At 72.9% G+C, this 12983-nt stretch carries 14 protein-coding genes; 7 read left to right on the top strand and 7 right to left on the bottom strand.

Features of this window, described 5'->3' with window-relative positions:
- The first annotated feature begins 125 nt into the window (after window positions 1–125).
- The 7 genes from eccD to mycP all read left to right on the top strand — a co-directional run bounded on the left by eccD (window position 126) and on the right by mycP (window position 7129).
- Window positions 126–1526 carry a type VII secretion integral membrane protein EccD gene (gene eccD / locus IEZ03_RS20780; RefSeq protein ID WP_184880505.1) on the top strand — a complete coding sequence of 467 codons (1401 nt, stop codon included), beginning with the start codon at window positions 126–128 and terminating at the stop codon, window positions 1524–1526.
- Between the two features lie 6 nt (window positions 1527–1532).
- Window positions 1533–2984, top strand: coding sequence for a type VII secretion protein EccB (gene eccB, locus IEZ03_RS20785; protein ID WP_184880507.1), 1452 nt, complete (start codon window positions 1533–1535; stop codon window positions 2982–2984).
- A 181-nt stretch (window positions 2985–3165) separates the two neighbouring features.
- Complete coding sequence (locus IEZ03_RS20790; protein ID WP_132046513.1) at window positions 3166–3486, top strand: WXG100 family type VII secretion target; 321 nt, start codon at window positions 3166–3168, stop codon at window positions 3484–3486.
- Window positions 3487–3527: 41 nt separating this feature from the next.
- Entirely contained in the window at window positions 3528–3824 is a 297-nt protein-coding gene (locus tag IEZ03_RS20795) for a WXG100 family type VII secretion target (RefSeq protein WP_184880509.1), read from the top strand.
- Window positions 3825–3924: 100 nt separating this feature from the next.
- Window positions 3925–4530, top strand: coding sequence for a hypothetical protein (locus tag IEZ03_RS20800; RefSeq protein ID WP_184880511.1), 606 nt, complete (start codon window positions 3925–3927; stop codon window positions 4528–4530).
- A 24-nt stretch (window positions 4531–4554) separates the two neighbouring features.
- On the top strand, window positions 4555–5697 hold the full coding sequence (locus IEZ03_RS20805; protein WP_184880513.1) for a hypothetical protein: 1143 nt from the start codon (window positions 4555–4557) through the stop codon (window positions 5695–5697).
- 88 nt (window positions 5698–5785) lie between these two features.
- A complete protein-coding gene (gene mycP, locus IEZ03_RS20810) occupies window positions 5786–7129 on the top strand; it encodes a type VII secretion-associated serine protease mycosin (RefSeq protein ID WP_229808434.1) in 1344 nt (447 codons plus the stop codon).
- Window positions 7130–7196: 67 nt separating this feature from the next.
- On the opposite strand, the gene IEZ03_RS20815 is transcribed toward mycP, so the two are convergent.
- From IEZ03_RS20815 to IEZ03_RS20845, 7 genes are read right to left on the bottom strand one after another with little or no spacing between them, the layout of a single operon-like run.
- Window positions 7197–8045 (bottom strand): hypothetical protein, encoded by an 849-nt coding sequence (locus IEZ03_RS20815; protein WP_184880515.1) that lies wholly within the window; start codon window positions 8043–8045, stop codon window positions 7197–7199.
- A 17-nt stretch (window positions 8046–8062) separates the two neighbouring features.
- Window positions 8063–8509: a hypothetical protein gene (locus IEZ03_RS20820; RefSeq protein ID WP_184880517.1), complete on the bottom strand. Its 447-nt coding sequence runs from the start codon at window positions 8507–8509 to the stop codon at window positions 8063–8065.
- Window positions 8506–8961 carry a hypothetical protein gene (locus IEZ03_RS20825; protein ID WP_184880519.1) on the bottom strand — a complete coding sequence of 152 codons (456 nt, stop codon included), beginning with the start codon at window positions 8959–8961 and terminating at the stop codon, window positions 8506–8508. The genes IEZ03_RS20820 and IEZ03_RS20825 overlap by 4 nt, the downstream gene beginning before the upstream one ends.
- A 24-nt stretch (window positions 8962–8985) precedes the next feature.
- The gene (locus IEZ03_RS20830) at window positions 8986–10377 is read right to left on the bottom strand and encodes a TNT domain-containing protein (RefSeq protein WP_184880521.1); all 1392 of its coding nucleotides are present in this window, start codon (window positions 10375–10377) and stop codon (window positions 8986–8988) included.
- Entirely contained in the window at window positions 10374–11273 is a 900-nt protein-coding gene (locus tag IEZ03_RS20835; RefSeq protein ID WP_184880523.1) for a glycohydrolase toxin TNT-related protein, read from the bottom strand. The genes IEZ03_RS20830 and IEZ03_RS20835 overlap by 4 nt, the downstream gene beginning before the upstream one ends.
- Window position 11274: 1 nt before the next feature.
- A complete protein-coding gene (locus IEZ03_RS20840; protein WP_184880525.1) occupies window positions 11275–12081 on the bottom strand; it encodes a hypothetical protein in 807 nt (268 codons plus the stop codon).
- A gap of 44 nt (window positions 12082–12125) precedes the next feature.
- A complete protein-coding gene (locus IEZ03_RS20845) occupies window positions 12126–12950 on the bottom strand; it encodes a hypothetical protein (RefSeq protein WP_184880527.1) in 825 nt (274 codons plus the stop codon).
- Between the last annotated feature and the right edge of the window lie 33 nt (window positions 12951–12983).

Genomic DNA, 12983 nt, shown 5'->3' on the forward strand with positions numbered 1-12983 from the left:
GGGGACGGCCGGCCCGCGGGATACTTGTCGATGCTTGAGGTTGCTTTAACGTAGCCCGGCGTCACATCCTAAGCTGCGCGCCGATCGGACTCGCCGCCGATTCGACCTGGAGGACGGGAGCTCCCGTGAATTCGCCCGCCACAACCGAGCTGTGCAGGGTCACCGTAGTCGCCCCGAGGCGACGGATCGATGTGAGCCTGCCCGCGGACGTGCCGCTCGCGCACATGCTGCCCACCCTCCTGCGCGCCGCGGGAGAGGATCTGGCGGACGCCGGGCTCGCCCACTCCGGATGGGTCCTGCAGCGCCTGGACTCCGAGCCGTTCGACGCGGGCCAGACGATGAGCGCGCTCGGCGTGCGCGACGGGGAGATCCTGTACTTCCGGCCGCGGATGGCGCAGCTTCCGGAGATGTCGTTCGACGACGTCGCCGACGTGATCGCGTCCGGGATCAGGGAGCGGCGGGATCGCTGGCGGCCCACCACGACGCGTTCGTTCGGCCTCGGCGCGGGCGGCGTCGCGCTGTTCGTCGGCGCGGTCGTGATCGCGCTGTCCGGTCCGCCGTGGCTCGTGCCGGCCATCGCCGCCGGGCTGCTCGCGCTGCTCGTCCTCATCGTGGCGACGGTGCTGTCGCGGGCGATCGCCGATTCGGGCGCGGGCGTCATCCTGGGCTACGCGGCGCTTCCGTACGCGTTCCTCGCCGGGCTGGCGGCGCCCGCCCGCGACGACCTGGAGCTGCTCGACCTCGGCGCGCCGCACCTGCTCGCCGCCTTCGGGGTGACCGCGCTCGCCGCGATCATCGCCGCGTTCGCCGTCGCGGAGGGGCTCCCGGTCTTCCTCGGCATCGCGTTCGCCGCGCTGGTGGGCACGATCGGGTCCGGCGTCGGGTTCTTCTTCGACGACCTGCCCGCCGCGGGCATCGCCGCCGTCTCCGCGGTCGTCGTGATGATGTTCTTCGCGGCCGTCCCGTCGCTGTCGTTCAAGCTGGCGCGGATGCCCCTGCCCCCGGTGCCGAGCAGCGCCGAGGACCTGCGCCGCGACACCGAGACGGTGGACGGCCGCGAGGTGCTCGCCCGGACCGCCGCCGCGGACCGGTTCTCCACCGGGCTGATCGCCGCGATCGCGCTCGTCGCGGCCGGGGCGATGCTGTTCCTCTTCGGCACCGGCGGATGGGCCGGTCCCACGATGACCGCGGTGATGTCGCTGTCGCTGCTGCTGCGCGCCCGGATCTTCCGCGGCATCGCGCAGCGCTCGTGGATGCTCGTGATCGGCCTGTTCGGGCTGGTGCTGACGACGATCGGGCTGGCGGTGCACGGCAGCCAGGTGGTCGCGCTCGCCGCCGCGCTCGTCCCGCTGCTGGTGCTCACCGGCATCGTCATCGCGGTGACGCTGTGGCTGCCGGGCCACCGGCCCACGCCGGTCTGGGGCCGGTGGGGCGACATCCTCGACATGATCGTGATGATCTCGCTGATCCCGCTCGCGCTGGCGGTGCTCGACGTCTACTCCCGCGTGCGCGGGCTGGCGGGGTGACGCGCGATGCAGAGCAGGCGGGATCTCTACCAGGCGCACCGCCTGATGACGCAACGGGTCGGGCTCGCCCTCCTGCAGGGCGAGCCCGACGTCGCCGAGTCGCCGATGCGGCGGCTGTCGGTGGGCGCGTTCGCCGGCGTGATGGTCGGTCTCCTGGTCGTCGCGGTCTTCGGCATCTGGGGGCTGCTGTCCCCGGGCGGCGCCAAGGGCCTCGACAAGCCCGGCAAGCTGATCATCGAGAAGGAGACCGGCACCAAGTACATCTACGACGCCAACAGCCGGAAGATGTTCCCGGTGGCGAACTACGCGTCGGCGCTGCTGGCCCTCGACTCCGACAGCGCGCCCGAGCGGCGGACCGTGTCGCGCAAGTCGCTGGCCGGGTTCGAGCGCGGCGCGATGATCGGCATTCCGGGCGCGCCGGACTCGCTTCCCGACGACAAGCAGCTCATCCGCGGGCCCTGGTCGGTGTGCACCCGGGAGGCGGCCGGGGCCACCGGCCTGAAGCGGCAGGTCACCGCGCTCGCCGCGGGACGGGAGGTCGGCGGTCGCCGGCTGAGCGACGGTGAGGCCGTCGTCGTGCAGAGCGGCGGCACGCCGTGGGTGGTCTGGGCTGACCATCGCATGCAGCTGACCGTCCCGGCCGACCAGGTGCAGGCGCTGACCGGCGGGCCGGCCGCCGTCGAGGTCCCGGCGACGTGGCTGAACGCGCTGCCCGCCGCGGGGAACTTCGGTTCGCCGAACGTCCCCGGGCGGGGCAAGACGGTGCCCGGCCCGCGGGGCGGGCAGGCCAAGGTCGGCCAGGTCTTCAAGGCCGAGACCGGCGCCGGCGGGCAGGCGCTCTGGTACGTGATGCTCGCCGACGGGCTCTCGCAGATCAACCACACGCAGGCGCAGCTGCTGCTGCGCGACGTCAGGACGGCCGACGCCTACCCGGGCGAGCAGGTCACCCCGCTGCCGACCGATGTTCCGTCGGCGCAGCAGCTGGCGTCGGCGACCCGGCTGCTGGACAACAATCTGCCGCCGACGCTACCCAAGTTCGTCGCGTGGGACACCGGGTCGCCGCTCTGCGCGGTGTTCCCGGTCGGTTCGTCGACGGCGCGGCTCACCGTCGGCGGGTCCCTGCCGGCTCCGGCCACCGGCGCCCTCGGCTCCGGCACCGCCGGCGCGTCCGGCACGATCGACCAGATGGTGCTGCCGCCCGGCGGGGCGGCGCTGATGAGCCTCGTGCCCGCGGGCGGCGAGACCAGTACCGTCGCCGGCGGCGGCTCCGGGTCGTTGTCCCTGGTCAACGACCAGGGCGTCCGGTTCGCGCTGCCGTCGGCCGAGGTCGCGAAGAAACTCGGCTACGACGCGGGGAAGGCCGCGCCCGTCCCGTCGAGCGTCATCCATCTGATCCCGCAGGGGCCGGCGCTCGACCCGGCGCTCGCACGCAGGCCGATCGCCACGTCCCGAGGATAATAAACGTGATGTACATCACAGGAACCTGGAGATCATCAAGTGCGTCGACTTAAATGGCGACAAAGACCTATGATCTCTGAATCTCGTGCCGTCAGGAGGGCTCCCGGGCCTCGCAGGCATTCGGCGGAGGGCTCCCCGTCTCCTGAAGCGCGCGACCAAGAACCCCAACGGAGGTGACGCTGTGGGTGACCAGTCCGCAGTTGACAGAGCAGCCATGCAGCAGGCCGCGACGCGGATCGAGGACTCCGCGGGCATCGTCAAGGGCCTGCAGACCAAGCTCGACGGGCATAAGGGCCAGCTGATGTCTGGATGGGCCGGCAACGCCGCGGTGTCGTTCGACCGGGTCTTCAACGAGTTCCAGACCGAGATGACCAAGGTCCGGACCGCTCTCGAGGGCATGCACCAGAAGCTGGTGCAGACCAAGATCACTTACGAGACGACGGAACAGGAGCAGCAGGACGCGGTCAACAAGATCAACCAGCTGCTCAACGGCTCCACCTGATCTGACCCGTCCCGCCATCCCTCCGACGGAAGGACCCCATCGTGGGCGACAGCTACACCAGAGCGAATTTCGGCCAGATGCAGCAGGCCCAGGCGGACTTCACGCTCGCCTACCGCGCACTGGTCGACGAACTCGACGATCTTGAGAAGAACCTCGAGAACAGCCTCGGCCAGTGGGAGGGCAGCGCGCGGTCCGCCTACTGGGACGCCAAGCGCCAGTGGGACGCCGCCGCCGCCCACATCGGCCAGATCCTCAACCAGCTGGGCGTCACCATCGGCGACGCCCACAGCAACTACAGCGGTGCGGAGCGGGCGAACCTCAACATCTGGTCGGGCTGACACACGGTCCACCGGCTCCCGGCTGCGTCGTGCGTGTCCGCCGAGGGCCGCACGACGTAGTTGTGACGGGGGAAGAAGTGATTCACCGGGAGGGTGAACGGTGAGCGATTACCATCTGACCGACGAGGAACTCGCGCGGATCGAGCACCAGCGGTACGTGGGCCAGGGCGAGTACACCGAGAGCGGGCCCACGCCCGAGTACGAGTCCGTCACGGGGATGACCCGTGAGGAGTGGGACAACCTCACGGAGTCGCGGCAGCGGGAGCTGTACTTCGAGTACAGCGCGGGCGCCGACGCGGGCAAGTGGGACGACGCGAACAACGCGCTTCCGCGCAGCCAGACGCCCGAGCGCGGCGAGTGGAACGTGAAGGCCGAGGACGGCTACGAGGCGGACCCGGCCGAACTCCGGCAGCTCGCCAGGGACATGAAGTACAAGCTGGACATCTGGAAGCGCAAGCTCGACGCGGTCGGCACCACTTCGGTCACTCAGGCCGACCTCGCGAACATCCAGGGCTCCGAACAGTTCGTCGGGGTCGTGAACGCGAGCAAGGCCGGATTCCAGGAGTACATCGGGGCCGTCGAGAGCGCCTACCGGGGCGTGATCAGCAAGCTCTACGCCACGGCGGACCAGTACGACACCGCCCACGGCAACACGCAGTCACGGGTGAACGGCGTCGATCCCACCGGCACTCCGGACCTCACCTGATCGCCGCCCCGGAACGGAGGACCGATGGGTAAGAACACCGAGCAATACCCGATCAGGGACGGGATGGCGTTCGGCAGTCACAACGCCTCCGGCATGAGCCATGAAGACGTCAAGAACAAGCTCAAGGAGCTGAAGCCGGAGAAGGTCGGCGACGCCTCGACCGCGTACAAGGAGGCGGCCGAGGCCCTCGCCGAGATGACCGAGGAGCTGAAGAACAACTTCTCCAAGCGGATCGTCCAGCACTGGAAGGGCGAGTCCGCGCAGAAGGCGCTCGACCAGCTCGGTCAGGTCTACGCCACCGCCGGGACCCTCTCCGACGACAGCCACCGGAACGCCTCGCTCTACGCCTGGTACAAGCACGACATCCTCGACTGGTACAAGACCCAGGGTCAGACGATGACCGACGGCTGGGTCCACACCGGCGGGGACGACGACAACGCCCGCGAGCTGATGAACAACTTCATCGGCCGCATGAAAGAGGCGTTCGAGGGCCACCCGCTCAAGATCGAGAAGGACCTGCCGTCCGGTTACGGTGGTGGCGGAGATGACCCGCCCGGCGGCCCTGGCCCCGGTCCGGGAGGCCCCGGTCCGTTCGGCGGTGGCGGCGGAGGCGGCGGGAAGTTCGGCGGCGCCGGCTCCGGGTTCCCGTCCTCCGACTCCGCCTCACCGTTCGCCCCCGGCGCGGGAAGCGGCTCAAGCCCGTGGAACCCGGGCGGCGGTGGCCCGTTCGACCCGGGCTCCGGCGGACCCCACCTGCCGGGTGGCGGTGGCGTTCCCGGCGGCGGCATACCGGGTGGCGGCGGATCCCTCAGCGGGGCCCCCAGCTCTGACCTGTCGAGCTTCCCCGGCGGCGGCGGTGGCGGCGGCGGACTGCCCGGCGGCATGCCCGGCGGTGGCGGCGGCTTCGGCGCCGACCCGGGCGGCTTCGGCGGCGGTGCGGGCGCGGGCTCGGGCGGCGTCGGTCCGGGCGGTGTCGGCGGCGGCGGCATGGGCGCGGCCGGACGCGGTGCCGCCGGTATGCGCGGCGGCATGCCCATGGGCGGCATGCCGATGGCCCCCGGCCAGGGCGGCAAGGGCGGCGAGGAGCGCGAGCGCGAGACCTGGCTGTCCGAGGACGAGGACGTCTGGGGCGGCGACGACGACACCGCGCCCCCGGTGATCGGCTGAACCTGCGGTGGACGCGAGACGTACGGGCGGTCGGAGGCTCCGGTCTCCGGCCGCCCGGACGTGCGCGAAGGACTAGGGAGTGCGACAGATGCGGTGGCTGATTCGGACGGCGGCGTCGACGATGGCGATCGGGCTGGCCATCGCCCCGCTCGTACCCGCGCACGCGGCGCCCGCCCCTTCACCCCAGCAGTGGTGGTTCAACTCCTGGAGCATCCAGAAGGAAGTCTGGCCCGTCACCAAGGGCAAGGGCGTGACGGTCGCCGTCATCGACACCGGGGTCAACGCCCAGCTGCCGGACCTGAAGCCCGCCGTGCTCCCCGGCGGCGACCTGACCGGCAAGGGCGGTGACGGCCGCAATGACTACGACACCCGCCAGGACGGCCACGGCACCGGCATGGCGAGCCTGATCGCCTCGCAGGGCACCAGGACGGGGTTCGTCGGGATCGCCCCGGAGGCCAAGATCCTGCCGATCGCCGCACCCTCGCTGAGCGGCCCGGTTACCAGCAAGGCCGTTCGCTTCGCCGCCGACAACGGCGCGAAGGTGATCAACATCTCGCAGGGCAGCCCGTCCGCCGACATCTACCCGAACCAGTGCCCGCCGCAGCTCCTCGAAGCGATCAAGTACGCGGCGAGCAAGGACGTCGTGATCGTCGCCGGTGCGGGCAACTCCGGCGACTTCGACAACAAGGCCGCCTACCCGGCGTCGTGCCCGGGCGTCCTTGCCGTCGGGGCCTTCGCCCGCGACGGGAAGCCCTGGAAGTCGACGCAGCGGCAGGACTACGTCACGGTGGCCGCGCCGGGCCAGGACGTCGGCTTCATCAGCAAGACCGGCCACGTCTTCACCGCCGGTGAGGGGACCAGCCAGGCGTCCGCGCTGACCGCCGGCGCCGCCGCCCTGCTGCGCAGCCGCTACCCGGACGAGTCGGCCCGGGAGATCGTGCAGCGCCTCACCGCGACCGCGAAGGACTTCGGCCCCAAGGGCAAGGACGACATGCTGGGGTACGGCGTCATCAGCATCCCGCGCGCCCTCAAGCAGGACGTCCCGGAGAACGCGCCCAACCCGGTGTACGCGCGGCTCGACAAGGTCGCCGGCGGCGCGGGCGGTGCCGGTGCGACCAAGCCGGCCGCCGCGGACGAGGACGACTCCGGCGGCTTCCCCGTGCTGATCGTGGGCGGTGCCGTGGTGCTCCTGCTCGTCCTGGGCGGCGGCGCGTTCCTGCTCCTGCGACGCCGCGGCGGGTCCGGAGGGCCCACCGGTCCCGCGGGCCCCATGTCGTCCCCGCCGCAGCAGTTCGGTGCGCCGCAGCAGTTCGGGCCTCCGCCGGGGCCGCAGCAGTCCCCGTACCAGTCCGGCCCGCAGGCGCAGCCCCCGGCCGCGCCTCCGGCAGGTCCGCCGTCCGGAGGCCCGCCGAACCCGCCTCCCGGCCGCTGACGGCCGGATCCGGCGCACCTCCGCCGCATCCGGCGGAGGCGGGCTCGCGCTCCGGCCTCGCGCAGGGCTAGCGGCTCAGGCAGTCCGCGCAGTTCGAGAGCGCGTCCACGACGCCCTTCGCGATCGTTTCGGCGCCCGCCCGTGCGGCCTCCTCGTCCAGGGCCTTCGACGCGTCGGCCTTGGGAGAACCGTCCTTGCCGAGCCGCGACGTCGTCCCCCGGTACCGGACCGTGATGACGGCGTTGCGAAGGCGGACGGTCGCCGTCACGGTGCCGGCCTCTCCCAGCGGCCCCTTGAGCGTCGTGTAGCCGACGAACGCCTGATCGCCCATCTCGATCACGATGGGGGCCTCGGCGTGCAGCGAGCCGCCCGCCGCCTTCGAGGTGCCGTCCAGTGCCCGGGCGCCGTTCCACGCCGCGTCGTACTCGGCCTCCGCCTGCTTCACCCCGTCCAGGTGGAGCCGCACCGCGACGTTCAGGCGATGGAATGTCAGCGTCTCGGCGCCCGCCGTTCCCTGCTGCGGCTCCGTCCACTCGCACGCCGCGTACCGCTCGGTCGCCGACGGGCCGGTCTCGCTGGGAACGGGAGGGGAGGAGTTGGGCACGTGCTGCTCCAGCGCCGTCCACGGGACGAGGGTGCACGGCTCCGGTGTCGAGGTGAACGTCGCCGACCCGGACTCGCCGTCGCCGGTCGAGGCCCAGACGGCCCCGGACAGGGCGACCACCGCGAGGGCGCCGGCGGCCACCGGCCACGGCCTCCGCGCCGTCCACCGCCACCGGGGCTCCGCGGCCGGTCGGGCCTGTGCGAACGGCACGGCGGCGGGTTCCGGCGAGTCGGCGGGCGTGTCCCCGGTGGGCCGCTGCGACCCGTCGAGCTGCTGGTCCGGAGGTTCGAACTCCGGGCGTGACTCCGGCACCGTACGGGCCCCGCCGCCTACTGGTCGCCGGACGGCTGCTGCTTCTCCCGCAGCCAGTCCGGGACGTTCTCCGCTCCACGGGGGTGGAGCCGCAGTTCTTCGGCGTAGGCGTCCGGTGGCGGCGGGGACGCCCACTTGGGCTCGTTCTCCCGGTCGTACTCGACCTGGTAGGAGAAGGGGTACGTCAACCGGAACTTGGCGGAGAACCAGGTGCCGAGCCCGTCGGCGTACATTCCGGAACGGAGCCGGGCGAAGAGCTCGCCGAGGGCGGGCGGGGGCGTCCACAGGCTGGGGAGGCCCGGCCCGGAGACCTTGCGGACCTGCCCGAGGGTCTCGCCGTGGGAGCCGACCGACCGGTGGACCACCACGCACTCCTGCCACGCGGCCGGGAGGGAGTGGACCAGCACCAGCGTCATCTCTTCGAGGAACCGGTTCTGCTCGGCGGGATCCAGCTGCTCGGTCACTGTGCCTCCTGCAGCCTGTCGCGCAGCCAGCCGGGGACGTGCTCGTCGTCGCGCGGGAACGCGGCCAGGTCAGCGGACCATTCGCCGGCCGTGAGCGCCGGCTCCCACAGCGGGTCGTAGTCGTTGTTGAAGCTGGTGTAGTACGTGCCGGGCGGGTCCATCATCAGGCGCATGCTCAGCCAGGTGCCCTCACCGGGCCGGTACATCATCGACCGCAGCTCACCGAGCATGCCGATGACGTCGCGTGGCAGCTCCATCTGCGGTGACGTGCCGTCCCGCAGGACGACCGTGAGCGCGACGTCGGAGACGCCGACGGTCATGAGGGCCTTCATGTCGATGCGCTTCCAGCCGGCCGGTGCCGCCTGGGCCAGCAGCGTCGCGACTCCCTTGGTGAGCTCGTCGTAGCGCTGCGGGTCGTAGGGCGTCGGCCCGCGGCCTGGCGCGTCGGTCATGGCTGTCCCTCCTGTTCCGCGAGTCTAGTGTCCGCCCCGGTCGCCGGTGATCTCCACCAGGTGGCCGGACGCGACGAGGTCGGCGATCGGGTCGACGATGTAGAACCCCGTCCCGGTGTCGGGCGGGGGAGGGTCGCTGCCGAGGGGGCCGGGGGCGAAGAGGCCGGTGTGGCCGCGGACGGGCTTCGCCACCCGGTAGCGGTGGTACGCGTAGTCCTCCGGCGATCCCCACAGGCCGCGTCGCAAGAACGGGGTGTCGACGGTGTAGACGAAGCGGCCGTCCGGATCGCCGTAGGCGTCCACCTCCATACCGGCCTCCAGCACTTCGCCGGGCGGTTCCGGCGCGGCCTGCGCCGCCGGGGCCGGCACGGGGAGCACCCTCTCCGCGAGCATCATGAACACGGTGTGGACGGAGACGTACCCGCCCTCTTCGGGGGCGGGCCCGGGAAAGCAGACGAAGGGACCGGCCGGGCGGTTGTTCAGCGGGTCGAGGGCGATGTACCGCCCGGTGCCGCGGGGACGGGGCGAGCACGCCGTCCGCACGTTCAGCTCCCGGCCGTCGTCACTGAGCAGCCACGCCTGCTCGCCCTTCCGCGGATAGCGCTGCAGGCGGATGATCAGCGCCGTCCTCAGGACCGTGCTGTTGACCTCCATCCCGGCGTCGGCCATGACGCCGGCCATCGCGTGCGCGACCGCCCGGCGCGGTTCCGCGTACGGGAACACGTCACCGCCGGGCCCGACCGCCAGCCAGGCGCCGCCGTGGTGCGCGACCGTCCAGCGGCCTTCCCCCGGAGCGCCGACCCGGAACCCGTCGGCGCCCGGCACGAAGTCCGCCAGCTTGACGCGGGCGCGCATGAACAGCCGTTCCATGCCCGCCGGGAGCAGCGCGACCAGGTCGCTCTCCCGCTGCGGCACGGGCCTGAAGTCCTGCGCCGCGCGGTCCAGGGCCAGGAGCGGGCGCATCCATTCGGGGATCGTGTCGTCCCGGCGGGGGAAGCGCCGGAGTTCGGCGGCGCAGTCGGCGGGGGTGAGCTCGTCCGTCCAGGCGAACTCGGCGGCGGGGCGGGCGGACACGCTCCAGTCGGTGACGCCGTCCCGCTTCCAGAGGTCGTAGGTGAACGCGGCCCACGCCCCGTGCACCGGGTCGGCGGTGATCTCCCGGTGGCGGCGCAGCAGGTCCGGGACGCCCGTGCGGGGGATGCGCCGGCCGGCGGCGTGGATGCCGCCGGGGTGCCGCCTGCCCTCCTCGGAGCCGGTCAGCCAGATGGACTCGTGGCCGCCGATCGAGCGGTACGTCAGCTCGGCGTTCCGCCAGGCGCCGGGCAGCAGTGCCGTGACCTCGTCGATCAGCCGCCGGAGCAGCGCGGTTTCGGGGTCGGTCGGCTCGGGGTCGTTCGGTTCGGGTCGGTTCGTCATGGTCGCTCGGTGGTCTCGCTCAGCGTCCCGGCGGCGAGCAGTGCGGCGATCGTGTCGACCAGGTAGTAGCCGCGTCCCTCCCGGCCGGTCCGCTCGACGTCGATCGTCGCCTGCTCGAAGGGGAACGACGGATAGCCGCGCAGCGGCTTCCGGACCCGGTAGCGGCGGTGACGGTGGTGTTCGGGCTCGCCCCACAGCCCGCGCCGGTTGAACGGCGTCCCGGGCTCGAACAGGAACACCTCGCCGTCGTCGCCGTGGCCGTCGAGGACCGTGTCCACCGGCAGGTCGACCGGCCGGGCCTCGCCGGGATCGTCCGGAGGCTCGGGGAGCCCGGCGAAGGCCGCCATGGAGAGGACCGTGCGGACGTCCACGAACGGGCCCTCGGACGGCGGGGGGCCGGGCCGGGTGACGAAGTATCCGGCGCGTGCGGTGACGGCTTCGAGGGCGATGCAGGAGGTCCCGGCCGGCCGCGCCGCGTTCGCGGACTCGTCCCGGACCCGCTGCCCGGTATCGGTGAGGCCCCAGACACCGGTGGGAGGGTCGAGGCGGATCAGGCCCGCGAGCTCCAGAATCCCGCTGTGCACGCTCACGCCTTCCTCGGCCAGGAGCCCGGCGACGGCGTGCGCCGTGGCCTCCCTCGCCGTCGCGTGATCCGTCGCCTCGTCCGCCCCGGCGGAACCGCCGGGCCGGTGCACCGCCCGCCAGCCGTCCTCGCCGCGCAGGACCGACCGGCATCCTTCGTCCACGGTCCCGACCAGGAAGCGGGCGGCGCCGTCCCGGGTCAGATCGCGCAGGATGTGACGGGCGCGGGCGAACATGACGGGGCTCTCGGGCGCGAGGAGGGCGACGTGCTCCCGCTCGGCCCGCGGGCGGGTGGTCTCTTGTGGGGGCGGCATCTCAGGTGGCGTCCGCCCGCCGGTTGATGGTGGCCACGGCCTCGCGGCGCGCGTCCTCGTCCACCTCCGGGACCTCGAATCCGTTCCCGCGGGCGAAGCCGGCCAGGTCGGGCTCGGGGGGGACGCCGTGGACGCGCAGGTAGTAGGCGACGGCGCCGGGCCAGATCCAAGTGCCGTCGGTGTGGTACGTCATCGGCACCTCGGCGCGGCGCCCCGGGTCGAGGACGTCGGTGTCGTGACCGCGGGCCGCCAGGACGATCGGGGCGCGCTCCAGGTACCGCAGCAGCCGCTCCCGCTCCTCGCCGGGGACGGGCTGACGCCGCACGACCGGTGCCCCCGACGCGTCCACGGAGTCGAAGAGCCGGGCCACCCGCATCTCCGCGGGAGTCGGTTGCGGCGTCGGGGTAAGCCCCCGCTCCCGCAGCGACGCGTCGAACAGCGGGCTCGTCCGCGTGCTCAGCGAACGGATCAGCGCCTCCTCCTCCGGGGTCGGCCGGCGGCCGCTCTCCTGAGCCGTCTCCTCCAGCCCCCGCATCGTCTCGTAGAGGGCGCTGACCGTTCCTTCGCCCAGTCCCTTCCGGGCCCGGTACATCTCCACGGCCGCGACGAACTCCTCGAAGGAGAGCTCGTCGATGTCGGCGTCGCGGTTGAAGTCCAGCTCGCCGATGTAGCGCATGGCGCGCACGAACGCCCCGGTGCGGGGGTCGGCGGCCAGGCAGTCCAGCCCGCCGCCCGGCGTCTCCAGGAGGACGACCGGCCGTTCGTTGTACACGAAGTACCGCGGATAGGTCTTCCTCACCAGCTTCACAACGACGACTCCCGTGATGGTTCGATGCCGGGCCGTGCCCGGCGCTAGGCCCGCGCCAGGCGGTCGAGTTCGTCCAGCCCGGCCGCCCGGCCCTCCTGCGCGTCGGCGGCGACACCGCCGGCGAGCGGGTCCTCGGGCGTCCCGCGGAGCCGCCGGACCGCGTCCGCCGCCGGGACGCCCGCACCGAAGGCGTGCGCCAGCCGTGCCTCCCAGAGCCCGCCCGCGATCTCCCCGTCGCGGCCCGCGGCGGCCCGCCGGAGATACGCCGCCGCCTGCTCCGACAGCGCCGCCCACACGTAGCCGAGGACCGTCCCGCCGCGCGTCACCGGGTAGAACAGCACGGGCGCCGCCGTCCGCGCCGCGTACGACGGCGGCCGGACGCTCACCAGCGGGCCCCAGCCCTGCGAGCGGTCCTCGGGCGTCCCGTCCGGGTACAGGCCGTCCTGCACGAGCGGCCCCGGCGACACCGGCGCGCCCGGGTTGGTCAGCTCGTGCAGGGCGCCGAGGCTCACGGCCCGGAACTCCCGCGCGTCCGCCGGGATCGCGCCGCCCACCGGGTCCTCCGCCGCGCCGACCCAGCCCCGGACCGCCTCCAGGGCGGGCAGTCCGCGGTCGTGCGACTCGTCCAGGCGGCGACCCCACACGGCGGCGGCCTCCGCGCCCGCCGCCTGGGCCGCGGTGCGCCGGACGAAACCGGCGGCCTTCGCGTTGGACTCCGCGGCCCACAGGTGCCCGAGCAGCTCCCCACGGCGGACGACGGGCAGGTACAGCACCGCCTGCCGGGTGAACCGCTCGTAGCCGGCCTTCGGCGGCCGGAGCCCGCCGTCGATGGGCGGGGCCTGCGGAAGGTCCGGAAACCCGTCACTCATGACGTGCGCGCCTTTCCCTCGTCACTGTCGTCC

The sequence above is a fragment of the Actinomadura livida genome (genome assembly GCF_014648675.1).
Lineage (GTDB): Bacteria > Actinomycetota > Actinomycetes > Streptosporangiales > Streptosporangiaceae > Spirillospora > Spirillospora livida.

What these genes read in the sequence shown, in the direction of transcription:
- eccB (WP_184880507.1), top strand. Translation starts at nt 1,533, where the DNA reads ATGCAGAGCAGGCGGGATCTCTACCAGGCGCACCGCCTGATGACGCAA.
- IEZ03_RS20805 (WP_184880513.1), top strand. Translation starts at nt 4,555, where the DNA reads ATGGGTAAGAACACCGAGCAATACCCGATCAGGGACGGGATGGCGTTC.
- mycP (WP_229808434.1), top strand. Translation starts at nt 5,786, where the DNA reads ATGCGGTGGCTGATTCGGACGGCGGCGTCGACGATGGCGATCGGGCTG.
- IEZ03_RS20825 (WP_184880519.1), bottom strand. Translation starts at nt 8,961, where the DNA reads ATGACCGACGCGCCAGGCCGCGGGCCGACGCCCTACGACCCGCAGCGC.
- IEZ03_RS20830 (WP_184880521.1), bottom strand. Translation starts at nt 10,377, where the DNA reads ATGACGAACCGACCCGAACCGAACGACCCCGAGCCGACCGACCCCGAA.
- IEZ03_RS20835 (WP_184880523.1), bottom strand. Translation starts at nt 11,273, where the DNA reads ATGCCGCCCCCACAAGAGACCACCCGCCCGCGGGCCGAGCGGGAGCAC.
- IEZ03_RS20845 (WP_184880527.1), bottom strand. Translation starts at nt 12,950, where the DNA reads ATGAGTGACGGGTTTCCGGACCTTCCGCAGGCCCCGCCCATCGACGGC.